Annotated in this window: 21 protein-coding genes and 1 pseudogene; 14 read left to right on the forward strand and 8 right to left on the reverse strand. The window is 72.5% G+C overall.

Annotated elements, in window-relative coordinates; genetic code table 11:
* Positions 1-170 precede the first annotated feature (170 nt).
* The 5 genes from VT50_RS34155 (at position 171) to VT50_RS34175 (ending at position 5,670) form a co-directional block, all read left to right on the forward strand.
* Positions 171-740 carry a 2Fe-2S iron-sulfur cluster-binding protein gene (locus tag VT50_RS34155; protein WP_046086364.1) on the forward strand — a complete coding sequence of 190 codons (570 nt, stop codon included), beginning with the start codon at positions 171-173 and terminating at the stop codon, positions 738-740.
* Positions 737-1,720: an FAD binding domain-containing protein gene (locus VT50_RS34160; protein ID WP_046086363.1), complete on the forward strand. Its 984-nt coding sequence runs from the start codon at positions 737-739 to the stop codon at positions 1,718-1,720. The genes VT50_RS34155 and VT50_RS34160 overlap by 4 nt, the downstream gene beginning before the upstream one ends.
* Before the next feature lie 9 nt (positions 1,721-1,729).
* Positions 1,730-3,958 (forward strand): xanthine dehydrogenase family protein molybdopterin-binding subunit, encoded by a 2,229-nt coding sequence (locus tag VT50_RS34165; RefSeq protein ID WP_046086362.1) that lies wholly within the window; start codon positions 1,730-1,732, stop codon positions 3,956-3,958.
* 52 nt (positions 3,959-4,010) lie between these two features.
* Positions 4,011-4,778, forward strand: coding sequence for a hypothetical protein (locus VT50_RS34170; RefSeq protein ID WP_046086361.1), 768 nt, complete (start codon positions 4,011-4,013; stop codon positions 4,776-4,778).
* Between the two features lie 97 nt (positions 4,779-4,875).
* Positions 4,876-5,670, forward strand: a complete 795-nt coding sequence (locus VT50_RS34175) for an aminoglycoside adenylyltransferase domain-containing protein (protein WP_046086360.1) — start codon at positions 4,876-4,878, stop codon at positions 5,668-5,670.
* 56 nt (positions 5,671-5,726) lie between these two features.
* Here VT50_RS34175 and VT50_RS34180 read toward each other — a convergent pair whose 3' ends face one another.
* Positions 5,727-6,836, reverse strand: a complete 1,110-nt coding sequence (locus tag VT50_RS34180) for a zinc-binding dehydrogenase (protein WP_107424944.1) — start codon at positions 6,834-6,836, stop codon at positions 5,727-5,729.
* Positions 6,837-7,040: 204 nt separating this feature from the next.
* Here VT50_RS34180 and VT50_RS34185 point away from each other — a divergent pair, with 204 nt between their 5' ends.
* Entirely contained in the window at positions 7,041-7,706 is a 666-nt protein-coding gene (locus VT50_RS34185) for a hypothetical protein (protein WP_046086359.1), read from the forward strand.
* 19 nt (positions 7,707-7,725) lie between these two features.
* On the opposite strand, the gene VT50_RS34190 is transcribed toward VT50_RS34185, so the two are convergent.
* A complete protein-coding gene (locus VT50_RS34190) occupies positions 7,726-8,646 on the reverse strand; it encodes a phytoene/squalene synthase family protein (RefSeq protein WP_046086358.1) in 921 nt (306 codons plus the stop codon).
* On the reverse strand, positions 8,643-9,074 hold the full coding sequence (locus VT50_RS34195; RefSeq protein WP_046086357.1) for a TetR/AcrR family transcriptional regulator: 432 nt from the start codon (positions 9,072-9,074) through the stop codon (positions 8,643-8,645). The genes VT50_RS34190 and VT50_RS34195 overlap by 4 nt, the downstream gene beginning before the upstream one ends.
* Before the next feature lie 179 nt (positions 9,075-9,253).
* Between VT50_RS34195 and VT50_RS34200 the strand changes: the two are divergent.
* Positions 9,254-9,352, forward strand: a pseudogene (locus tag VT50_RS34200) (NADPH:quinone reductase); the annotation flags it as partial.
* A complete protein-coding gene (locus tag VT50_RS34205) occupies positions 9,349-10,185 on the forward strand; it encodes a maleylpyruvate isomerase family mycothiol-dependent enzyme (protein WP_046086356.1) in 837 nt (278 codons plus the stop codon). The pseudogene VT50_RS34200 and the gene VT50_RS34205, both read left to right, overlap by 4 nt.
* A gap of 13 nt (positions 10,186-10,198) precedes the next feature.
* On the opposite strand, the gene VT50_RS34210 is transcribed toward VT50_RS34205, so the two are convergent.
* Positions 10,199-10,900 carry a ribonuclease H family protein gene (locus VT50_RS34210; protein ID WP_046086355.1) on the reverse strand — a complete coding sequence of 234 codons (702 nt, stop codon included), beginning with the start codon at positions 10,898-10,900 and terminating at the stop codon, positions 10,199-10,201.
* 226 nt (positions 10,901-11,126) lie between these two features.
* On the opposite strand from VT50_RS34210, the gene VT50_RS34215 reads away from it, so the two are divergent.
* The gene (locus tag VT50_RS34215; RefSeq protein WP_046086354.1) at positions 11,127-11,954 is read left to right on the forward strand and encodes an endonuclease I family protein; all 828 of its coding nucleotides are present in this window, start codon (positions 11,127-11,129) and stop codon (positions 11,952-11,954) included.
* An 82-nt stretch (positions 11,955-12,036) separates the two neighbouring features.
* On the opposite strand, the gene VT50_RS34220 is transcribed toward VT50_RS34215, so the two are convergent.
* The 3 genes from VT50_RS34220 to VT50_RS34230 form a co-directional block, all read right to left on the reverse strand.
* Positions 12,037-13,176: a diaminopropionate ammonia-lyase gene (locus VT50_RS34220; protein ID WP_046086353.1), complete on the reverse strand. Its 1,140-nt coding sequence runs from the start codon at positions 13,174-13,176 to the stop codon at positions 12,037-12,039.
* 159 nt (positions 13,177-13,335) lie between these two features.
* On the reverse strand, positions 13,336-13,572 hold the full coding sequence (locus VT50_RS34225) for a hypothetical protein (protein WP_014058039.1): 237 nt from the start codon (positions 13,570-13,572) through the stop codon (positions 13,336-13,338).
* Between the two features lie 267 nt (positions 13,573-13,839).
* On the reverse strand, positions 13,840-14,268 hold the full coding sequence (locus VT50_RS34230; RefSeq protein ID WP_046086352.1) for a VOC family protein: 429 nt from the start codon (positions 14,266-14,268) through the stop codon (positions 13,840-13,842).
* Between the two features lie 253 nt (positions 14,269-14,521).
* On the opposite strand from VT50_RS34230, the gene VT50_RS34235 reads away from it, so the two are divergent.
* Entirely contained in the window at positions 14,522-16,033 is a 1,512-nt protein-coding gene (locus tag VT50_RS34235; protein WP_046086351.1) for an AlkA N-terminal domain-containing protein, read from the forward strand.
* Positions 16,034-16,168: 135 nt separating this feature from the next.
* On the opposite strand, the gene VT50_RS34240 is transcribed toward VT50_RS34235, so the two are convergent.
* Complete coding sequence (locus VT50_RS34240) at positions 16,169-18,097, reverse strand: FUSC family protein (protein WP_046086350.1); 1,929 nt, start codon at positions 18,095-18,097, stop codon at positions 16,169-16,171.
* Between the two features lie 453 nt (positions 18,098-18,550).
* On the opposite strand from VT50_RS34240, the gene VT50_RS34245 reads away from it, so the two are divergent.
* The 4 genes from VT50_RS34245 to VT50_RS34260 are packed head-to-tail and all read left to right on the forward strand — an operon-like array spanning position 18,551 to position 23,567.
* The gene (locus VT50_RS34245; RefSeq protein WP_240529417.1) at positions 18,551-19,792 is read left to right on the forward strand and encodes an NAD(P)/FAD-dependent oxidoreductase; all 1,242 of its coding nucleotides are present in this window, start codon (positions 18,551-18,553) and stop codon (positions 19,790-19,792) included.
* A 21-nt stretch (positions 19,793-19,813) separates the two neighbouring features.
* A complete protein-coding gene (gene mptB, locus VT50_RS34250) occupies positions 19,814-21,325 on the forward strand; it encodes a polyprenol phosphomannose-dependent alpha 1,6 mannosyltransferase MptB (protein ID WP_240529418.1) in 1,512 nt (503 codons plus the stop codon).
* Positions 21,322-22,539 (forward strand): glycosyltransferase 87 family protein, encoded by a 1,218-nt coding sequence (locus VT50_RS34255; RefSeq protein WP_046086405.1) that lies wholly within the window; start codon positions 21,322-21,324, stop codon positions 22,537-22,539. Before mptB ends, VT50_RS34255 begins: the two co-directional genes overlap by 4 nt.
* A 20-nt stretch (positions 22,540-22,559) precedes the next feature.
* Complete coding sequence (locus tag VT50_RS34260; RefSeq protein WP_078840717.1) at positions 22,560-23,567, forward strand: lysylphosphatidylglycerol synthase transmembrane domain-containing protein; 1,008 nt, start codon at positions 22,560-22,562, stop codon at positions 23,565-23,567.
* Positions 23,568-23,604: the final 37 nt, after the last annotated feature.

The raw sequence follows: 23,604 nt of genomic DNA on the forward strand, positions 1-23,604 counted from the left end.
CCCACCATGACGCCGACACACGGTCAGTCATCGTCTAGCTACGCTCCGTAGCCACCATCCCGCAGTGCGACGTCCGCCTTCTTGCGAGAGCCTGGGGACAGGGAGCGTGCCCGGCAGTCGCACCGCACATCCGGGGTGACACCTGCACCTAGCGAGGAAGGCGGGCCGTGATGAGCGCTTCGGATACCCACGCCACGAGGCGGAGCCAGGACGGGACAGCCCCACCCTCGGCGATCAAGCTGAACATCAACGATCAGGTGCGGCAGCTCGAGGTGGATCCGCGGACCTCGCTGCTCGACGCGCTGCGGGAAGAGCTGCGCCTGAGCGGGACCAAGAAGGGGTGTGATCACGGGCAGTGCGGCGCCTGCACGGTGCTGATCAACGGCCGACGTGTCCTCTCCTGTCTGAGCCTGGCCGTGATGCACGAGGACGACGAGATCATGACGATCGAGGGCCTGGGCGATCCCGACCATCTGCACCCCATGCAGCGGGCCTTCGTGGAGTGCGACGGCTTCCAGTGCGGCTACTGCACCCCCGGCCAGATCTGTTCGGCCGTCGGCATGCTCGCCGAGGTGAGGGCGGGGTGGCCCAGCCATGTCACCGCCGATGTGTCCTCCTCGCGGGTCGAGCTGACCGATGACGAGATCCGCGAGCGGATGAGCGGCAACATCTGTCGTTGCGCCGCCTATCCGAACATCGTCGCGGCCATCCGCGACAACGCGGAGGGAGGCGCCCCATGAAGTCATTCACTTACGAGCGGGCGACGGACACCCGGGCCGCCGTCGCCGCGGTGGCCCGGCCGGGCGCGAAGTTCATCAGCGGCGGCACCAATCTGCTCGACCTGATGAAGCTCGACATCGAGTACCCCAGCCATCTGGTGGACATCAGCCGGCTTCCGCTGCGGGACATCGAGGAGCTGCCGGACGGTGGACTGCTCATCGGCGCCCAGGCGCGGAACTCCGATGTGGCGGCCGATCCCCGGGTGCGCACCCGCTATCCGGCGCTGTCGGAGGCGCTGGTGTCGGGTGCCTCCGGCCAGCTGCGCAACAAGGCGTCCACCGGGGGGAATCTGGTACAGCGCACGCGCTGTCCGTACTTCTACGACACGGCCGCGGGCTGCAACAAGCGCGACCCCGGATCGGGGTGTTCGGCGATCGGCGGGTTCAACCGGATCCACGCGATCCTCGGCGCGAGCGAGTCCTGCATCGCCACCCACCCCTCGGACATGGCCGTGGCGATGACCGCGCTCGACGCGGAGATCGAGCTGCTCCGGGCCGATGGATCGGCGCGCCGGGTCGCCATCACGGACTTCTACCGGCTGCCGGGCGATACGCCGCACATCGAGAACGTACTGGGCGACGACGAGATGATCACGGGCGTGCTGCTGCCCCCGCCCCTACCGGGCGGGCAGCTCTACCGCAAGGTGCGGGACCGGGCGTCGTACGAGTTCGCGCTGGTCTCGGTGGCGGCCGTCGTCTCGGCCGACCGGGGAACGATCCGGGAGGCGCGGGTGGCGTTCGGCGGGGTGGCGCACAAGCCGTGGCGGTCCGTGGAGGCGGAGGACGTGCTGACCGACCGTCCGGCCACGATGGACACCTATCGCGCCGCCGCGGAGGCGGCCCTACGCGGCGCGGTCGGGCGGGGTGACAACGACTTCAAGATCGAGCTGGCCAAACGCACCCTGTGCCGCACGCTGGCGCAGGCGGCCGGGACGAGCTGAGGAGGCGAGATGATCGGGCAAGCTGTGAACCGCGTCGACGGCCCGCTGAAGGCCACCGGCCGGGCCACCTACGCCTATGAGCACTGGGAGGCCGGCCGGCCGCTCTACGGCTTCATCGTCGGTGCGACGATCGGCAAGGGCCGGATCACCCGGATCGACACCGAGGAGGCGGAAGGCGCGTCCGGTGTCCAGCTGGTGATGACCCACCTCAACGTCCCGGCGCAAGGCACCCGCGACGAGTCCATCCCGTTTGAATACTGGCGCGCCCAGCCGATGTTGACCGGCCCGGACGTCCACTTCTTCGGCGAGCCGGTGGCACTGGTCGTCGCCGAGACCTTCGAGCAGGCGCGGGACGCGGCCGACCTGGTGGAGGTCGAGTACCACGCCGGGCGGGGCCGTTTCGACTTCGGCGAGTTCGAGGACGACACCTACGTCCCGAAGACGCTCAACGCCGGTCTCCCCACCGACACCGCCGTCGGCGATTTCGACGCCGGGTTCGCCCGTGCGGAGGTCAAGGTCGACGAGCAGTACACGACGCCGTACGAGTTCTCGATGCCGATCGAGCCGAACGCGTCCATGGCGGAACCGCGCGGCGAGGACCTGGTCGTCTACGCCAGCTGCCAGATCACCGACGCGGCGCGGGACTCGGTCGCCAGCACCCTGCTGATGGACCCGGAGCGGGTGCACATCGTCACCCCCTTCGTCGGTGGCGGATTCGGCTCCAAGCTGGGCATCCACTCCGAGACGATCCTGGCGGCGCTCGCCGCCCGCATGCTGGGCCGGCCGGTCAAGGTCACACTGACCCGCCAGCAGGTCTTCCAGCTCGTGGGCATGCGTCCCACCTCGAGCCAGCGGGTCCGGCTGGGCGCGGGGCCCGACGGACGGCTGGCCGCGATCGCCCACGACGTCACCATGCACACCAACCCCGACGTCGAGTACGCCGAGCAGACCGCCGCCACCGTCCGCAGCCTCTACGCCGCGCCCCACCGGCTGACCAGCCACCGGTTGACGGCGCTCGACCTGCCGCGCGGAACGGACGTCCGCGCGCCGGGCGAGGCACCGGGCATGCTCTCGGTCGAGTCGGCGATGGACGAGCTGGCCGATGCGCTCGGGATGGACCCGGTGGAGCTGCGGATCCGCAACGAGCCCACCGTCGACCCCGAGCGGAACGTGCCGTACAGCGACCGGCACCTGGTGGAGTGTCTGCGCGAAGGCGCGCGCCGGTTCGGCTGGGAGGACCGCCCGGCCACGCCCGCGAGCGTGCGCGAGGGACGGTGGCTGATCGGCTACGGCATGTCGGCCGCCATCCGGGGGCACTTCCAGGGGCCGACGACGGTGCGGGTGCGGCTGGAGCCGGACGGCACCGCCGCCGTCCAGACCGACATGACCGACCTCGGCACGGGCACGTACACCATCCTGACCCAGGTCGGGGCCGAGGGACTGGGACTCCCGCTGGACCGCGTGCGGATCGACCTCGGGCGTTCGGACCACCCCTCCAGCTGGGGGTCCGGGGGCTCGTGGGGCGCCACCAATTCGTCCACCGCGGTGCACCGGGCGTGCGCGGCGCTGCGCACCAAGCTGCTGGACGCGGCCTGCGGTGACCCACGCTCCCCGCTGCACGGCCGGGACCCGGCGGCGGCGGTGTTCGCGGGCGGCGACGTGGCCATCGGTGACGCCTCGGAGACGCTGCTCGAGATCGTCGCGCGCCACCATCCCGACGGTGTGGAGGCGGAGGGCCAGACCCGTTTCATGGGCGACGACCCGAACTACTCGGACTACTCCATCAACACCTACGGAGCGCACTTCGCCGAGGTGGGCGTCGACGGGGACACCGCCGAGATCCGTCTGCGGCGGATGCTCAGCGTGTTCTCGGTGGGCCGTGTGTTCAACCCGAAGACGGCCCGTTCACAGCTGATCGGCGGCATGATCTGGGGCGTCGGCGCGGCCCTCGAGGAAGAGGCCGTCGTCGACCCGCGATCCGGCGCCTTCGTCAACCGGGACTTCGCGGGATATCTGGTGCCGGTCAACGGTGACATCCCCGCCGACATCGACGCCGTCGTCCTCGAAGGCTACGACGACAAGGCCAACCCCCTCGGCGCGAAGGGCATCGGCGAGGTGGGCATCTGCGGATCCGGTGCGGCGGTGGCCAACGCGGTGTTCAACGCAACGGGAGTGCGCGTACGGGACTTCCCCATCACCCTCGAGAAGCTGTTGCCCGGGCTGCCCGCCATGGTCTGACTCTCCGGGCACAGGCCGTTGAGCGCGCGGTGGCGGGGCGTAGCGTCGTCCCATGACGATCACCGACGATACCCTCGTACGGCTGCGGAGCACGGCGGCCGCGGGCGATGCGCAAGCCGCGCTCCGGCTGGGGCGATTGCTGTGCCTGACGGCAGCGGACCCGGCCGAGCCCGGGGACGGCGAACCGTCCTGGCCCGAAGAGCCCTGGCTGCGCGCCGCGGTGGCGGCAGACCCCGACGATGTCACGGCCCTGACCCTGCTGACCGGGCGCCTGGCCCAGCAGATCTCCTACTGGGAGACGTGTCGGGATATGAATCCCGACGTGATGAAGTGGTACGGGGAGGACGAGAGCACCGTCGAACGGCGGCGCATCGAGGCGGAGCAGCTGTACGCCCGGATACGCGCGGCCGGTCCCACCCGCCACGCGGAGGCCGGGCTGGACGAGTTGGCCGTGCTCCTCGGTGTCGGTGACAAGCCCGCGGCGGAGGACGCGTACAGCTTCTACGTCATGGAGGACGAGGTATGGAGCGGATCCGTGCGGAACAGCGCGACCATCGTCGCGTCCGACGCGGCTAAGATCCGCTGGGCCTGCGACAAGTGGCTCACCCTGTCCGAGGGTGGGCTCGGTGGCGAACCCACCCTGACCGCCCATGTGGACGGCGCGGAGGTGGGCTCGGTCGACCTCGGCCAGCACCTCGCGGACAGTGGCGTGGACTGGGACGCCGTCGCCGTTCCCGAACTGGCCGGTTCCCGGCTGCCCGCGGGACTGCCGGTCCCGGGCCGGGGGCTTCACTACGGCTTTGCCGGGGAAGCCGAGTAGCGAGTCGGCGAGCCCTCGCACCTCCCGGACCCGGCAGATCAGACACGGCAGCTGGGCCATGGCCGTCCGCGCACACCGGCCCGGGGATACTGGGCACATGGCCCACCCCCGCGAGGATCCGCCGTCCCTCCCCACCGAACTGCGGCCCTATCTGGAAGAACTCGTCCGGCGCACCCGCGCGGTGTGCGGGCCCCAGTTGGTGAGCGTCCTCGCGGTCGGCTCCCTCGCGCTCGGGGACTACCGGCACGGTCGCAGCGACGTCGATGTGACGGTCGTCGTGGAACCGTCACTGCCCGGGTCAGCCCTGCACGACCTGGCCCGGGTCCTCGCCCACCCTCAGCTGTCCTGCCCGGCGGCGGGGCTGGAACTGGTGGTCTACGGGGCGGATTTCGCCATCCGGCCCTCGGGTGCGGCCGGATACCTACTGGACCTCAACACCGGCCCGCTGCTGCCGGACCGGGCCGACTTCGACGCGGCGCGGTCACCGGCGTTCTGGTACGCCATCGACCGCTCCGTGGCCCATCAGACCGGGCTGACGCTGTTCGGCCGCCCCGCCCGGGAGGTGGTCGCCGCGCCGGGTCGCCCGGAGCTGCTCGCCGCGATCGGCGCCTCCGTCCGTGAGCACGGCGACGGCGAAGGTCACCTCGCGGACAACCGGGTGCTCAACGGCTGCCGCTCGGTGGTGTTCTGCCGTACGGGCCGCTGGCTGGCCAAGCGCGCGGCGGCGCGGGAAGTCGCCCTGACCGAGGGGGAGTTCAGGCCGCTCATCGAGGCCGCGGAGCGCAGCTTCGAGCGCCCGCGCCCCTCCGCCCTACCGCTGCCCACCACCGATGTGCGGGCCTTCCTGAGCTGGGTGCGCGCGCAGGTCGAGCGGACCGCCGCCGGGGTCTGAACGGGGTCGGCGGCCTTCGGCCAGCAGAGGCCGGGGGTTGGCCCGGGGCCCCGCGCTCAGGGCCGCAGCAGGATGCGGATCGGGTTGCCCTCCCGCTCCCGCAGGCGGCGGATGCCCTCGTTCACGTCCTCCAGGGGCAGGATCGCGCTGACCGACCCGGAGATGTCCAGACGGCCCCGGGCGGTGAGCTCGACCAGGTCCTCCAGATGTTCCATGCGGTATCCGGTGTGTCCGATCACCGTGTGGCGGTTGCGCACGAAGTGGAGCTCCGGGCCCACGGCCAGCGGGTCGGGCGAGATGCCGACGAGCACCAGACGGCCACGGTGGCCGAGGGCGCGCTCCGCCTGGGTGAAGGAGGGCGTACGGCCGACGCAGTCGAAGGCGACGTCTAGGCCCTTGCCGCCCGTGATCTCCCTCAGCCTGGCCTTGGTGTCACCGTCCGCCGGGTCGAGCGCGAAGTCGGCGCCCAGGGCGAGGGCGCGCTCGCGGGCGGCGGGCAGGGGGTCGAGGGCGATGATCGGGGAGGCCCCGCAGACGCGGGTGAGCTGCACGAGGTGGGTGCCCAGACCGCCCAGCCCCCAGATGCCCACGGATTCGGCGGACCGCAGCCGGGCGGTGTCGATGGCGCCGTACGGGGTGGAGACGGCGTCGGCGAGCACGGCGGCGTGTTCCAGGGGTACGGAGTCGGGCACGGCGATGAGCGTGGTGGCGTCGGTCAGGACGTACTCGGCCCAGGCCCCGTCGTAGTGGAAGGCCATCACCTGAAGGTCCTCGCAGGTGTTCGTGCCACCGCCGAACCGGCAGGCGGGACACGTACCGCACGCCTTCCCCGCGCCCAGGACCACCCGGTCCCCCGGCTTCCAGTGCCCGACACCGCCACCGGCCGCCGCCACCACGCCCGAAGCCTCGTGCCCGGGGGTGACCACCTGCAGCCGGGGCGGGATATGGCCGTCGAGCTGGCTCAGGTCCGACTGGCAGATGCCGCACGCGGCCACCTTGACCACGACCTCACCCGCTCCGGGCCGGGGCACGGGCACATCCTCGACCGTCAGGGTGCCCGCGGCCGTGTCGAACCGCGCCGCGCGCATCGTGGCCGGGAGGTCGTCCGCCACCGCGTCCGCCGTTGAGTCCGCGCCGGTGGGTATCGGTCGTGCGTCCAAGGTCATCCGTGGTTCCTCTCATGTGCTCGGCCGGTCGGGCGCACCGACCACCGCGCCACCCGGGAACGGCGAGTGATCATGACGCCGTACGCAGTCTGCCGTATCCGGCGCACACGGTGTGCCACGGTCCGGTCGGCGATGCACACGTGGCATGACACGCATGTACCATCCAGCACCGACGTGCAACGTGCCCAGTTGAGGGAGCTCGTAGTGGACACTCCTGCCAAGAGCACCAGCCTGAAGTCCCAGTACGCGGCCCAGGTCGCGGCCGATCTGGAACACAACTCCGCCGAGCACGAACGTCTCAGCTCCGAAATCGAGGCGCTGCGGGAGCAGTTGGCGGCGCTGGAGGACAACCGGGCGCTTCTGCTCAGCATGCGGCAGGCCCTCGGCGGCGACGCCACTGATGGCGCGGCGGAGAACGGTGGTGTCATTGGCTCCGGGAATGGCTCCGGGGATGGCTCGTCCGCGAAGCGGGAGGTGCGCGCGGCGGTGTCCGCCACGCGCGAGCCGAGGAAGAAGGCCGACCCGGCCGGTGGCAAGCGGAAGGGGACGGAGTCGGGCGGGAGCCGTACGCGTCGTCAGCGGGTGCGGGAGGCAAAGGTGTTTACGCTTCGGGAGCTTGTGCGTGATGACCTCGTCCAGCACGGTGAGCCCCGCTCCGCGGCCGAGGTGACCGCCGCGCTGAGCCAGGCTCTTCCGGAGCGTGAGATCAAGCCCACGGTCGTGCGCGGCACTCTGGAATCACTCGTCGCCAAGGGGCAGGCACACCGCACCAAGCAGAAGAGGTCCGTCTTCTATTCGGCTGTCACCACGGTGGCGGGCGCCGGTACGCACGCCGAGGCGGGCGGGGCCAGCGCGGCGCGCGCTTCCTGAGCTGCCATGGGCGTGGTGTTCAGCGCAGCTGATGGGCGCGGCGGCGCTCCCGGAACAGCACCCGCGCGGTGGCCGGTAACGGCGTACGGGCGGGGGCGCGGAGGAGGCCGGGGCCCTTGGCGGCGGCTGCCGCGGCCGTAAGCAGTTCGATCTCGATCATGGCGCGGAGGAGCGGGCGGCCCTCGGGCGGGGCGAGGCCGACCAGGCTCCGGCTGGTGGACAGGCATGCGCGGGCCTCGCCGAGCAACCGCGCCAGAAGAGCGTGGATCGCGGGGGTGTCCCGGGCGTTCTCCAGGTCGGCGCGGGTGACACCGTGGGCGTCGAGCGTTTCCCGCACCAGATTCAGGCGCCCCTCGGCAAGGTCCTCGGACAGGTCGTTGACGAAGTCCAGGCGCTGGCTTCCGTCGATGTACACACGGCACGCCTCGCGGTAGTCCGCCGCGTAGTCCGCCGCCGGATCCTCCCCGGCGATCAGGCCCGCGATCAGCATGAACGCCGGGAGCACATAGGCGTCCACATAACGCTGGTAGTCCGCTTCGGTGGCGAATCCGGTGAACTCCAGCTCGGTGGCGGACGCGTCGAGGAAGTCCTCGACCCGGCCGCGCATCCCGGGGTGCGCGGAGACGGTGTGCAACAGCGGCCGTACGGCGGCGTGGTCGCTCTCGCCACTGGCCAGGCCGTCGCGTACCTCCTTCACCCACTCCGCGCAGGCCCCGGCGCGCTCCGCGACGGGGCCGCTGTCGAGGAGGGTGTCGGTGCGATGCATAAAGGCGGTCGCCGCGATCAGATGGGGCAGCAACGGCGGAGGCAGCAGCAGGCGCGCGGCCAGGTAGGCGCTGCGCCGGTAGCCCGCGACGAGTTTCCGCTGTCGCGCGTAGTCCTCGCGCAATTGGGGATCGCTGATCCCCGCGGCGTCCAGCGCCCTGTTCCACAGGCTCATGCCCGGCCCTCCATGGATGTGATCCCGCGCGGTGCCGCGGGTGCCAAGCGTGCCACCGGCGGCAGCGGTGAGTGCTGTGGCGAGGCCTGGAATGCCTGGAGTTCGGTGCAGCCCCGGCTGCGGGCGTGCAGCTCACAGGTCTTCTCGATCACGAGGCAGAAGCCGCGCCGTGGATCCGGCGCGGCACGCTCCTCGTCGACGATGGCGCGGCATGCGCGCATCTCGTCCGTGAGGGCTTCGGTGGCCAGTGTCTGCTCGGTCGGAAAACGGCGGTACAGCGTGGCGGGGCCGACCCCGGCGTGCCGGGCGATCTCCCGCACCGGCACCGTCAGCCCTTCGGTGGCGAAGAGCGCGCGGGCCCCGTCGAGGATGCGCTCCCGGTTGTCCGAGGTGTCGGAGCGCAGGGGGTGAGACAAACGGTCGGTCACCGCTCTCACTTTAGCCAAGTGGACGGGGCGTCCGTTAGCGTCTCCGGGCCGGTTCCGATCGATTCCATCGTCCCCGTCGATCTCGTCGATCTCGTCGATCTCGTCGATCTCGTCGATCTCGTCGATCTCGTCGATCTCGTTGAATCCGTTGAACCGCCCATCCGCCCCAGAGCGAGGAGACGACGTTGCACGAGCTGCCGCCGCTGGAGCAAGCCGTACTGGCGCACCGGAAGATGGACACCGGCGAGGTGTTCGGAAGGATCGTGCTGACACCGTGACCTGGCCCACCGGTCTTGACGAGGCGATACGCGCCACCGCGGCCGACATCGCCGCCACACTGCGCGGCGCGTCCGACACCGGGGCTCCGGTGCCCGGGTCGCGGTGGACGGTCGGGGAGGCGGCGGCGCATCTGGCGCAGGCCAATGAGCTGATGGCACACCTCGCGGCCGGGAAGGAACGCGGCCACGGGGACGGCACACCGGAGGGGCTGGCGGAGGCGAACCAGCGTGCGCTCGCCACGTTCGCCGAGCGCCGGGCCGAGCCGCTTGCCGCGATGATCGTGGAGCAGGCCGACGCCTTCCGCCGGTCGGCGGCCCGGCCCGCGCCACGCGCTTCATGCGCATCGCACACGCCAAGCACGTCACACGCGCCACGCGGCGACGTGGTCACGCCGATGGGCCCGATGAGCCTGGAGGTCCTGGGGTCGTATCTGCTGACCCATATGCTGGGCCACGGCTATGACCTCGCCCGTGCGCTGGGCCGCCCCCATATGCTCAACCGGGCCCGGATCGAGCTGACCCTGCCCTTCCTGATCACGGCCATGCCACGGGTGCTCAACACCTCGGCCGCCGCCGGACTCACCGCCCGCTACACCATCCGGCTGAGGGGCGGCGCCTGCTTCGGCGCCACCTTCACCGATGGCGCGGTGACCGTCACACCACGCCCGCCGAGCCGCCCGGACTGCACCGTCCTCACCGAGCCCACGGCCTTCCTCCTGATGGCGCTGGGCCGCCTCGGACCGTGGGGCGCCGCCGCCAGGGGCGGCGTCCTCGCCTGGGGCCGCAAACCCTGGCTCGCACCCCGCTTCCCCACGCTCTTCTCCCCGCCCTGAGCCGCCCCGTGGCTCAGGTGGCGCAGGCCGGGTGGCCCCAGCCGTCGGAGTTCTTGCTGATGCTCTCGCCCTTGGCGTAGGGCGTACCGCAGCGGCACCGGCCGGGGAACTTCGCCTTGATGGAGCCCTTCTTAATGGAGCTCTTTGAGCCGGTGCTCCTCTGTGAGCCGGTGGTCCGCTTCGGGCCGCTGCCACTCCCCCGCCCCGAACGTGTCGCCGTCTGGGGCTCGGGCGGTGGCAGGGCGGAGCCGAGCGAGGTGCCCGCTGGCTGCTGGGTACGGGCCGTGTGGCTGGCCGCCCGGTCGGCCGCCGCGTTGAACGGGTCGCCGTCGATCTGGTGCGCCGGAACGTAGACGAATTCCACCGTACGGCCGCCCAGCAGCTCGTCGATGCGCATCACCAGCTCGCGGTTGGCCACCGGCGACCCCGAGGCGGTCTTCCACCCCTTCTTCCGCCACCCGGGCAGCCATGTGGTGACCGCCTTCATCGCGTACTGCGAGTCCATGCGCACCTCCAGCGGCACCCCGGCGTCAGTGGACTCCAGCAGCTCCCGCAGTGCGGTCAGCTCGGCGACATTGTTGGTGGCGGTGCCCAGCGGTCCCGCCTCCCAGCGCTCCACCGCACCGTCCGTACCCGCGATGACCCATGCCCAGGCCGCGGGCCCGGGGTTTCCCTTCGATGCCCCGTCACACGCGGCGATGATCTGTTCAGCCATACGCCGATACTGCCAGTTCCGCAGATCCGGCCCGACGGCAGACCCGTCCTCCGCCCCCCACCACGACCCCGGAGCGTTCACCGGATTCACGCGGAACGGGCACACCGCGTACACACGTTCGGGCGCCACACATGCGAGTCTCCGAGAGCTTGTGCCTTGAACATCCGTACTCGCGGCGCCAGTTGGCGGCCCGGGTACTCGTCTCGGAGAGGACACCCCCCACATCATGTCCACTCATCGCGCGCGCCGGTCACGGCGCCTTCCCCTGCTGGCCGTCGTGGCCGCGGCCGGTGTGGCCGCCCCTTCGGTCGCCGCCGCCAACACACCGGCCACGGCGGACACCACCCGGCCCGCGGCCGTGCAGGCGCCCGACGACTACTACCAGGACGCGACGGGCAAGAGCGGCCCGGAGCTGAAGGCGGCGCTGCACACGATCATCAGCGAGCAGACCAAGCTGTCCTACGACGAGGTGTGGGACGCTCTGAAGTCCACGGACGAGGACCCGGACAACACGTCGAACGTCATCCTCCTCTACTCCGGCCGCTCCCAGGCCAAGGACGCCAATGGCGGCGACCCCGACGACTGGAACCGCGAGCACGTCTGGGCGAAGTCACACGGCGACTTCGGCACGGCCACCGGACCCGGCACCGATCTGCACCATCTGCGCCCGGCCAATGTGAAGGTGAACAGCGTCCGCGGCAACAAGGACTTCGACAACGGCGGCGAGGAGGTGCCCGACGCCGCGGGCAACCGCACCGACGACGACTCCTTCGAACCGCGTGACCAGGTCAAGGGCGATATCGCCCGGATGATCCTCTACATGGCCGTCCGCTACGACGGAGACGACGGCTTCCCCGACCTCGAGCCCAACGACGAGGTGGACAACGGCTCCGCGCCCCACATCGGCCGTCTCTCCGTACTGAAGGAGTGGAGCGCCGAGGACCCGCCCGACGACTTCGAGAAGAACCGCAACGAGGTCATCTACGACAGCTTCCAGCACAACCGGAACCCGTTCATCGATCACCCCGAGTGGGTCGGCTCCATCTGGAAGTAGTCCGCGGCTGGAATTGGTCCGCGGCGTCACTCCTCCCGAGGGCGGGTCGGTTGCGCCCGGCGGTGGTCGGACGCGGAGGGGTTCAGATGTCCGCGGTGGCGGTGGCGGGGTTGGCCTCGGTGGCGGGGTTGGCCGCGCTGCCCTCCGTGCTCAGCAACACCACGGTCGAGGTCGGGCCGAGGCCCAGTGCGGCACGGCGCTCATCGGCCCCGTCGCCGGTGAGCGCCGCGCGGGGTCCGGCGAGCGATGCGGCACCGCAGGGACCGCTGGAGACGCCGAGCCGGGCGAGGTCACGCGCCGCGCGGGCGCTCGCGGCGTCGGGGATGGCGATGGCCGCGTCGAGACCGTCGCGCAGATGGGGCCAGGCGATGCTGGAGGGGGTGCCGCAGTTCAGTCCGGCCATGATGGTCTCGCCGGTGGTGACGCTGACGGGTGCGCCATGTGTGAGGCTCTGGAGGACGCACGAGGCGGCCGTGGGTTCCACCGAGAGCAGGGCCGTGGGCGGCCCGGCCGGGCGGCCGCGGTAGTGGGTGACGACCGCGTGGGCCAGCGAACCCACGCCCACCGGGATGGCGATGAGGCCGGGCGTCCCGGCCCCGGCGGCCACCAGTTGCTCGTCGATCTCGGCGCAGAGAGTGGAGTAGCCCTCGACGATCCAGCCCGGTATCCGTTCGTACCCGGGCCAGGCGGTGTCCTGGACCAGGAGCGCGCCCGGTGCGGCGGCCGCCCCGGCGGCCTGGCTCACGGCCTCGTCGTACGCCCCCGCGACCTGGGAGACCTCCGCCTCTTCCGCGGCGATGGCCGCCACGGCCTCCGGATGGACACCTCGTGGTACGAAGATCCGGGCGCGGTGGCCGAGCAGCCGCGCCGTCCGGGCCACCGCGCGGCCGTGGTTGCCGTCGGTGGCACTCACCAGGGTGATGGGCACGCTGGCTCCGCCGTGTGCGGGCCGTGCGGCGAGGGCGCGGTGCACGGCCCAGGACACGCCCAGGGCCTTGAAGGCGGGCAGGCCCAGCCGATATGACTCGTCCTTGACGAAGACCCGGCCGACCCCCAACTCGGCGGCCACCGACGGGAGTTCGGTGAGCGGAGTGGGGGCGTAACCGGGCAGGGCGGCGTGGAAATCCCGCACCTCGGCGGGGGCGGGAGAACACGTCCAGGCGCGGGCGGCGGGCCGGGCGAACCACGGCGGCTCGGCGGTGGAGGAAACGTATGCGGGCACATGGCCAGCGTGCGGCCCGCACCTCCCATCGGTCCAGCGCACGTTTCTCCTCCATGTCCATCGGCGTGACCGGCGGATCGTGAGCCCGCCTCGGAACACCGTCGGCCCCGACCGCGGGCGGCCGGGGCCGACGATGAGTACGCTCAGGCCCCATCGCCCTCAGTCATCAACGCACTTGGGGTACTTCGAGCCACGGTTGCAGTCGTGGTAGTCGTACTTGCTGACCCGGAACTTCTTCTCGTCGCCGCCCTTGGCCGGATCGACGACCAGGTAGAACTTCTTCCCGTCCTTGACCTTGTCGGTGACTGTTCCATCAGGGCCCCGGTCAAAGTCCTGCGCGCACCCGGCGAGTGTGAGGGCTGAACATGCCAGGAGGGCGAGGGCAAGGCGACGCATGTCGTGCTCCGATCAACGTGAGGATTGCGAGACAGTCTAGGGGGCACCGGACCATGGCCCGGCCATGGGTGGCATCCGCTCATCCGCGGGGAAACGCCTGATGGACGGCGGCGGGAGAGGGGGCGAAGAACACCCGGCACGGGCCGTCCGGGAGGCCCTACAGCAGATCGCTGAGCGGCGCGCGGCGCGCGGCGCCCGAGGATTCGTCGCGCGCCGTCGGCCCGCTTGCCCCGGTGGCCGGGGCACCAGCCACCGGGGCACCAGCCACTAGGGGCGGATATAGGGCCGGGTGATGATCTCCATGTTGTGGCCGCCGGGGTCGTCGAAGTACGCGCCACGGCCGCCGAAGAGACGGTTGATCCGGCCGGGGTCGGTGTGGTTGGGGTCGGCGTAGTAGGTGACGCCGACCGCTTCCAGGCGGTCGATCATGCCGTCGAACCGCTCATCGGGCACGAGAAACGCGTAGTGCTGCGGCTGTATGGGCTCGTCGCGCTTCTCGTAGTAGTCGAGCGTCACGCCATTGCCGAGATCGACGGGCAGGAACGGGCCGAACGGGGCTCCGACCTCCAGCCCAAGAATCGCGGCGATGAACTCGGCGGACAACTGCCGGTCATGGGCGTAGACGGCAGTGTGATCCAGTCGAACGACGGTGGCCGGGGGCTCGGGGTCGTGCTGGGGCTGGGCGTGGTGTGGCATCTGTGGTGGTGTCTCCGCATCGTGGATTCCGCTGGCACAGGCGCCGCTTACGGGCGCCGGGAGGAAGGACACGGAGGAAAGGGCGGGCCTCTTGCCCGCCCCGGGCTCACGCCGAGGCCGGGCGCCTCACTCGTGCGTGGCCCATGGCCGACCCGGCAGTCACCTTGGTGACTTTACCATCGGCGGCACCACGAGCGCCGTGTCCGATTCCCGCCAGCACGCCCTCCCGCCCGGGGCGCATAGTGGAGGTGTGATGAGCGACGACAGCAGGTACGAGGCGGTGTGCAGCCGCGATGCGCGGTTCGACGGCGAGTTCTTCTTCGGCGTCGCCACGACCGGGATCTACTGTCGCCCGAGCTGCCCCGCCACCACGCCCCGGCGCAAGAACGTCCGGTTCTTCCCGACCTCGGCCGCCGCGCAGGGCGCGGGGTTCCGGGCCTGCCGCCGCTGCCGCCCGGACGCCGTGCCCGGCTCCGCCGACTGGAACGCGCGCGCGGACGCCGTCGGCCGCGCCATGCGGATGATCGGGGACGGGGTGGTGGACCGGGAAGGGGTGTCCGGGCTCGCCTCGCGGCTCGGGTACAGCGCCCGGCAGGTGCAGCGGCAGCTGACCGCCGAGCTCGGTGCCGGGCCGGTGGCGCTCGCCCGCGCCCAGCGCGCCCACACCGCGCGGATCCTGCTGCAGACCACCCCGCTGCGGGCCTCGGAGATCGCGTTCGCGGCGGGGTTCTCCAGCGTCCGGCAGTTCAATGACACCCTGCGCGAGATCTACGCCGCCACCCCCACCGAACTGCGCGCCGCCCGGCCGGAGAAGTCCTCCCTGTCCGGGTCCGCGGGGGCGCCCGGCGGGGTGCTGGGGACCAACGGTGGGACGAATGGCGCGCCGGCCGGGGTGCCGCTGCGGCTCGCCTACCGCGGTCCGTACGACACCACGCAGGTCTTCGACTACCTCGCCCGGCGTGCCCTCACCGGCCTGGAGGAGATGGTGGGCGCACCGGGAGCCCGTACCTACCGCCGTACGCTGCGGCTGCCGCACGCCTGTGCCGTCGTCGAGGTGGACGAACGGCCCGGCGACGGCTGGCTGGAGTGCCGGCTGCGCCTGACCGAGCTGCGCGATCTGACCACCGCCATCCAGCGGATCCGGCGCCTGTTCGACCTGGACGCCGACCCGTACGCGGTCGCCGAGCGCCTTGGCTCCGATGCCGCGCTCGCGCCCCTGGTGGCCGCGCGGCCGGGGCTGCGTTCGCCGGGCACCGCCGACCCGCATGAGCTCGCCCTTCGCGCCGTGCTCGGCCAGCAGGTGTCGGTGGCCGCCGGGCGGGTGCTGGGCGATAGGCTGGTCGCCGCGTACGGCAAGCCCCTGGAGCGGCCCGACGGCGGGCTCACCCGTCTCTTCCCGCGCGCGGAGGACCTGGCGGGGGCGTCGCTCGCCGAGCTCGGCATGCCGGAGAGCCGCCGCGCCACGCTGCGCACGCTCGCCACCGCGCTCGCGGACGGCACGGTGCGGCTGGACGCGGGCGCCGACCGCGACCGGACCGAGAAGGAGCTGCTGGGGCTGCGTGGCATCGGCCCCTGGACGTCCGGTTACATCAGGATGCGGGCGCTGAGCGACCCCGATGTGCTGCTGGAGTCGGATGTCGCCGTACGGGCCGGGGCCCGCGGCGCAGGGGCGCAGCCGGAGGACTCCGAGGGCTGGCGGCCCTGGCGCTCGTACGCCATGCACCACCTCTGGAACGCCCCGCGGGCCGGGTGTCCCGGCGTGTGACGGGGATCCGGACCAGGGCGCCGACCGCTGGATGCCCGGCGCCGCGGCGCAGCGCCGGGCGTCCGGACGGTGCGCGGGTGCGCCGGGCACGCCGCGACCGGGGTCAGCCGATGGCCGCCGGGGCGGTGAGTGAGGTCAACGGGCCACCAGGTCGCGGACCGTGCGCAGCCCGGCGGTGACATCGGCGATGGTCGCGCAGTCGCCCGCCGCCGTCCCCGCGGGCAGGACGAGGTCCGTCGGGGGCCGGCGGGTGGCGACGGCGTCGGCCAGGTCGGACAGCGCGGCCCGCAGCCGGGAGGCGTGGGCGGGATCGGGCTGTGGTGCTCCCTGGTCGAGCCGTACGCCACAGGCCGTGACCGCGTCCACGATCTTCTCCAGGGCCAGCACCACCGGCGCCCAGGCCGCCAGGTCCCGGCCGAACGGCGGGTGTTCGGCACCGGCCACCTCCACCGCGCGGCGGGCGTCGGCGAGCGCGCGGTAGGCCTCGCGGCGCAACCGCAGCCGGGTGGCGTACGGCGCCTCGGCGGTGAGCACCCGGTCGAGGTGGTCGCGGGTGGCGCGGACCGCGAGCGACAGCCGCACCGACACCTGGGCGCGCGGGCCGCCGAGCCCGGGCAGCGCCCCGGCGGCCAGGACCACACCGCAGGCCAGGAGCGTGTCGGTGAGCCGGGTGAACCCGGGGTCGGTGTCGCCGCCGAGGTAGACCAGGGAGAGCAGCAGCGGGGTGAGCACGGCGGTCTGCAGGGCGAAGTGGCGTACGGAGACGGGGATCAGCGCGGAGCAGACCGCCGCCACGGCCACCGGCCAGCTGCCGGGGCCGCCCGCACCGGGGGCGAACAGCGTGGCGAGGGCGCCGAAGACGGCCACGCCCACGGCGGTGCCGAGGGCGCGGGAGACGGCCCGCGAGACCAGTGGACCCATGTCGGGCTTGACCAGGAAGGCGGCCGTGGCGGGGAGCCAGTACCAGTGCGCGCCCGGGAGGTGCTGGGCGATGGCGGTGCTGACGCCGACGCACAGGGCGACCCGGGCGGCGTACTCCCGGCCCGCCGGGCCGAGGGCGCGGCGCAGCCGCTGCCGGTGGCCGGGGACCACCGCGCCGACGGGCGGCGCCGGTTCGCCGTCGAAGACCCGGGCGGCGAGCAGCACGGCCCGGTGCATGGCCACGTTGCCCGCGGTGTCGGGCACCGGGGCGGGCAGTCGGCCCGGTGGCAGTCCGGTCCGTACCGAGCGGGCCAGTTGGGCGGGGGTGCGCGCGATGCGCTCGGGTACGGGCTCGTCCTCCCACAGGAGGGTCAGGATGCCCTCGCTGAGTGCTCCGGCCACCGCCAGCCGATCACGCGACCGCCGCTCCTCCTCATCGACGCGGTGCAGCGGCAGCCGGTGGGCGTAGAGGGCTTCGTACGCCGCGTCGTAGGCGGCGGTGAGCTTGCGCCGGGCGGCCTGGCCGTCGTCGGAGCCGACGGCGGTCATCAGACCGGCCAGGGCGTCGTACACGGCGGCCACCGCCTCCCGTTCGCCGGTGGGCGCGACCTGGCGCGAGGGGAGAACGCGGGGCAGCAGCGCGGCCATGGCGATCACCCATGCGGCGCCGATGAGCAGCAGACCCGCCCTGGCCGGCGGGGACACCGGCAGGGGCATCCCCGCGCCGACCACGGCGAGCACCATCAGCTGCACCCCCGCGGAGGAGCAGACCGGGCCGATGGCGCTGATCGCGCCGGAGACCAGTCCCACGGCGGCGAGGGCGGGCACGATCCAGACGCCGAGGCCGAGCGTGCCGAGCCAGGCCCCGGTGAGCAGTCCGACGGCCCCGGCGAGGGCGGGCAGGCCGATGCGCACGACGCGGGTGGCGCGGGTGGCGGGGCGGTCGTTGATATGGGCGAACATCACGCCCAGCCCGGCGAGCATCCCGAACGGGGTGTGCCCCGACGCCACGCCGACGGCCACCACCGGTCCCACGCCGAGGGCTCCGCGGAGCACCGCCGCCCACGGCACGGGACCCCGCAGCGCCCGCACCCCGCGCAGGGGGTGCGTCAGCCAGTCGGGCGGTGTGCGGAGCGCGCGCAAAGATCCTCCGTGCGGTGGAAATCGTGGACCTCTTCGAACCGTACGTGAGCAATGCGGAACTTTCGTAACCTGCGTATTTCCGCCATGTGAGCCGCTGATGCCCCACCTCGCACACCAACGGCCCCCGACCGGCGGAGCCGGGTGTGACCTGGCGCTTTGTAGAGCCGTCCCGGGCCGCCCCGCCGACCTGTTGGGGGTGCACATGCCAGGCTCATATGTCTCGCTCCGTGGCCAGCTTCTTGCGGAGCGTGTTGTGCTGGGTACGCGGGCGAACTAGCCTCCCTTCCGCCCGTTACCGAACATTCGTCTGGTAACCGCCTTCCGTTGATCCCCAGTGCCGGAGAACGCCATGCAGGTGACCTTGCCTCAGGACAAATGCGTCGCCTCGGTGCACGGCGGCGTCCGTCACGCGGCCGCCGTCCGCCCCGCCCTGGCGATCGCCCTGGCCGGCTCGTGAGCGCACCGCGGAACGTCGTGATCGTGGGTGCCTCGGTCGCGGGGCTCACCGCGGCCGTCACCCTGCGCGGCGAGGGGTACGACGGACGGCTCACCCTCATCGGCGACGAGCCCCACACCCCCTACAACCGGCCGCCGTTGTCCAAGCAGATCCTGGCGGGCACCTGGGAGCCGGACCGGATCAAGCTGCGCACCGACGAGGAGCTGTCCGCCCTCGACGCGCGGCTGCTGTTCGGCAGGTCCGCCACCGGTCTGGACACCGCCGCCCGCCGGGTGGTGCTGGACGGCGGCGCCAGCGTCTCCTACGACGCCCTGGTCATCGCCACCGGTGTCACCCCCAACAGCCTGCCCGGCGCCCACCATCTGGCCGGGGTGCATCTGCTGCGCACCCTCGACGACGCCCTCGCCCTGCGCTCCGATCTGCGCCGCAAGCCCGAGGGGAAGGTGGCGGTGGTCGGCGCGGGCTTCCTGGGCTCGGAGGCCGCGGCGGCGGCCCGCAGGATGCGGCTGGACGTCACCATGATCGACCCCCGGCCGGTGCCGATGCTGCGGCAGTTCGGTGACCGGATAGCCGCCCTGGTCGGGCAGTTGCACACGAAGAACGGGGTGTCCATGCGCTGTGGCACCGGGGTGCGGCGGTTCTTCGAGTCCGGTGGCCGGGTGACCGGTCTGGAACTCACCGACGGCACCCTGCTGGACGCCGATGTCGTGGTGGTCGCCATCGGCGCCGCCCCGGCGATCGGCTGGCTGGCCGGATCCGGCCTCGGGCTGGGCAACGGCGTCGAATGCGATGCCACCTGCCGCGCGGCGCCCGGCGTCTACGCGGCCGGTGATGTCGCCTCGTGGCACAACGACCACTTCGGCTGCCGGATGCGGCTGGAACACCGGCTGAACGCCACGGAACAGGCGCGGGCCGTCGCCCGCAATGTGCTCGGCGAGAACCAGCCGTTCGCCCCCGTGCCGTACTTCTGGACCGATCAGTACGACGCCCACATCCAGGCGTACGGCGTCTTTCCCGCCGACGCGGAGCTCGCCGTGCTCCACGGCGAGCTCGAGGGCGGCCAGTTCGTCGTCGCCTATGGACACCGGAGCCGGGTGGTCGGGGTGCTCGGCTGGAACAGCCCGTGCGAGCTGCGCAAACTGCGTCAACTGGTGGTCGACCGGGCACCGTGGACATCGATCCTGCCCGCTCCCCAGGCGGTGTGGCCCGGCCGACACCTCTCGGCCAGTCTCCGGTGACCGCGACGTCAATCTCCGGCCATGCGCTCTCGCGAGGCTGGCGGGGTGCTGGTCCGTCGCCTTCTTCCGCAACGTGTCGCCGTCGCTCCTGGTCACTGCCACATCACTCCTGGGCACTGTCGGCTCCTCGGGCTCGCCGGGTCGGTGGCCCTCGCAGCGGGCGGAGCGACGGCCGGAGCGCTGCCGGTGGGGGACGCCCTCACCCCTGACTCCGGAACCGAGGCGCTCGGGCTGATCAGCACCTATTTCGGTCTTGTGCTGCTGATCGCGGCGTGGTGGCTGCTCGGGCGCGAGGTGCGCGGACCGGAGCCGCCCGGCCCCCGCTCGCTGCTGATCACGCTCGCCACCTGGGCGGCTCCGCTGCTGCCCGGGCCGCCGCTGTTCAGCCGGGATGTGTACAGCTATCTCGCCCAGGGCGCGATGGTGCACGCCCGCATCGACGTCTACACCCACGGCCCCATCCGCCTCGGCGGGCCGCTGGCGGACGAGGTGGCGCCGGTGTGGCAGCACACCCCGACGCCGTACGGCCCGGTCTCGCTGGCCTTCGAATCCGCCATCGCCCACGCCTCGCGCGCCGAGCCGTCGCTCGGGGTGATCGGGCTGCGGCTGATCGCGCTGCTCGGGGTGGCGCTGATGGTGCTCGCGCTGCCCGTGCTGGCGCGCCGCTGCGGCACCGAACCGCGCTCCGCCCTGTGGCTGGGCGGCCTCAACCCGCTCCTGCTGCTGCATCTGGTGGGTGGGGCGCACAATGATGCCGTGATGCTCGGGCTGCTCGGGGCCGGGCTGGTGGCCGCGACGGGCCGATGGCCGGCCTGTGGCGCGGTCCTGGTCACGCTTGCCGCTCTGGTCAAGGCCCCGGCGGCGCTGGGGCTGCTGGCGGTCGCCACGCTCTGGGCGCGCCGGCTGGAGGGCCGCAGGCGCCGGTTCGGCGCCGTGGCGGCCACCGCCGCGCTGTCCCTGGCCACCACGGGAGCGGCGACGGCGGTGACCGGCACCGGCTACGGCTGGATCTCCGCGCTCACCACCCCGGCCTCACCGGACAACTGGGCGCTGACCAGCACGCTCGGCCGTGCCACCGGCGCCCTGCTGGAGTCGGTCGGCAGCGGTCTGGCGCCGCTGGCCGGGCCCGCGTGGCACGGTCTGGGGCTGCTGGCCACCACCGCGGCCATCGGGGCCGCCTGGCTGCGCCCGCCCCGCCCCCGGCCGGTGTACGCGCTCGGGCTGAGCCTGATCGCGGTGGCCCTGCTGGGCCCGGCGATCCGGCCCTGGTACGTGCTGTGGGGGCTGTTCGTGATCGCCGCGGCCGGTCCCGGCGGAACGGTGCGCAAGGCGGTGGTGGCCGGGAGCGGAGTGCTCGCGCTGGCCGTGCTGCCCAATGGGTTCGCACCCGATTCCCGGCAGCTGACGTACGCGGTGTGCGGGGGCGTGCTGGCGGTGTGCGCGCTGTGGTGCGTACGGCGCGCACCGGGGTCCGCCACCGGCGGCGGACTGCCCGCCGTCCCCGGCGGCCACCGGTCGGAGCGTTCGGCATGACGGGGCCCACCACCTCGCGCGGACGGCTGGCGCTGGGGCTCGCCCTCACGGTGGCGGTGGCGCTCTTCCTGGCCTTCGTGCCGCTGCACCGGCACTGGTTCGACCTCAACGTCTACTACGACGCCGTGGGCCATTGGCGGCGGGACGGCCGGATCTACGACTTCACCATCCCCGGCGCTGACGGGGCGGACTACGGCTTCACCTATCCGCCGTTCGCCGCCCTGTGCATGCTGCCGATGGCGCTGTTCACCTGGCCGGCCGCGATCACCCTGAGCATGGTGCTCAACGTGGCCGCCTCGGCCACCCTGCTCAGCTGGCTGATCGGGCCGATCGTCCAGCGGCACGGCTGGAACAAGTGGTTCGCCTTCGTGGTGGCGGCCTGTCTGTTCGTCCTGCTGGAGCCGGTGCGGGACACCTTCAGCTTCGGGCAGGTCAATCTGGTTCTGCTGGTGCTGGTGTTCTTCGACGCCTGGCTGCTGTGCACGGGGCGCGGCCGGTTCGCCGGATGCGGTATCGGGCTCGCCGCCGCCATCAAGCTCACCCCGGCGATCTTCATCGGCTATCTGCTGATCACCCGGCGGTGGCGCGCCGCCGCGACCGCCACGGGCACCGCGGTGGCCGCCACCCTGCTGGCGCTTGCGGTGGCGCCGGACGCCTCGCGGGTCTACTGGACCGAGGCGCTGTGGGACACCGACCGGATCGGGGTGCTCTCCTACGTCTCCAACCAGTCGTGGGAGGGGGTGCTGGCCCGGCTGGCCGATCCGGTGCGGCCGAGCGGGGTGGTGTGGGCGCTCGGCGTGCTCGCGGTGCTGGCCGTCTGGGCCTACCGGGTGCGCTCCGCGGTGGCCGTCGGGGACGAACGGGCCGGGTTCGCGCTGACCGGGGTGGCCGCCTGTCTGATCAGCCCGATCACCTGGGTGCACCATCTGGTGTGGCTGGTTCCGGCCCTGGTGGTGCTGGTCGACTGCGGGCTGCGGCCGGACGCGCCACCGGCCAGGCGCAGGCTGCTGCTCCGGGCCGCTGCGGTGGTGTACGTGCTGCTGTGCAGCAGTGTGGTGTGGCTGTGGCGGTATGACTTCACCGGGGTGGACGGCTTCCTCGGCGGCAACACCTATGTGTGGATCTGCCTCGGCCTGCTGATCGCGCTCCCGCTGCGGGGTGCTCGTTCCGCGGCGATGCTGGGCCGAGAGCCGTATCCGGCACGTATCCCATGACGACAGGAGTGTCCGGACCGATGCCTGAAGCGATGCCGCGGCCCGCGGCGCAGCCCCTGGACCGGCCCGCGGAGCGGGCGGGGCACCGGCCACTGTTCCGGCGGCTGCCGCTGCGGCAGATCCTGTGTCTGCTGCCGCTGCTCGTCGTGGCCGTCTGGGTGGTCAAGCACCGGTCGCTGATCGGCTCCGGCGCCCGCCAGATGTTCACCGCCAATCCGTACTGGCTGCTGACGGCGGTGGCGACGACCGGGCTCGGCTGGGTGGCGGTGTCGTTCGCCCGGCAGGGCACGGTGCTGGAGCGGCTGCCCGCCAGGCGGCTGTTCGCCACCCAGTTCGCCGCGGGCGCGGCCAACCACCTGCTGCCGTCGGGGATCGGCGCCAGCGCGGTCAACATCCGGTTCATGACGGGCTGCGGACTGCCGCCCGCCCGCTCCTCGGCGGCGCTGGCCCTGTACTTCCTGGCGGAGGCCACGGCCCGGATGGGGCTGCTGCTGACGCTGCTCCTGGCGTTTCCCGAGGCGCTGCGGCTGGGGCCGCTGCTGCCGGAGTCGGTGAGCGGGACGGTGGTGGCCGGGGTGGTGGCGGCTGCCGGGGTGCTGGTGGCGGGGGTGGCGCTGGTCGGTCCGGTGCGCCGGCTCGTGGTGAGGTTCCTGCGCACCGCGCTGGCCGACGCCCGTTCGCTGCATACCCGGCCGTCCAGGGCGCTGGCGCTGTGGGGCGGCTCGCTGGCGTTTCCGCTGCTCCAGGCGGCGGGGCTGATGGCGGTCGCGCTGGCGCTCGAGCTCGAGGTGCGGCCGGCGCATGTGCTGCTCGCGTATCTGGCCGCCACCGCGGTGGCCGCCGTCGTGCCCGCTCCCGGCGGTATCGGCTCGGTCGACGCTGCGCTGGTCATCGCGCTGGTGGCGGCGGGGGCACCGGTCGAGTCGGCCACCTCCACGGTGTTGGCGTACCGCTTCATCACGGTGTGGCTCCCGCTGATCCCCGGGGCGCTGGTGCTGGGCGGGCTGGTGCGCTGGAAGATCGTCTGACCCGGCGGGACCTGACCCCGCCGGACCCGGCGGGATC

The sequence above is a fragment of the Streptomyces antioxidans genome (assembly GCF_000968685.2).
Classification (GTDB): Bacteria; Actinomycetota; Actinomycetes; order Streptomycetales; family Streptomycetaceae; genus Streptomyces; species Streptomyces antioxidans.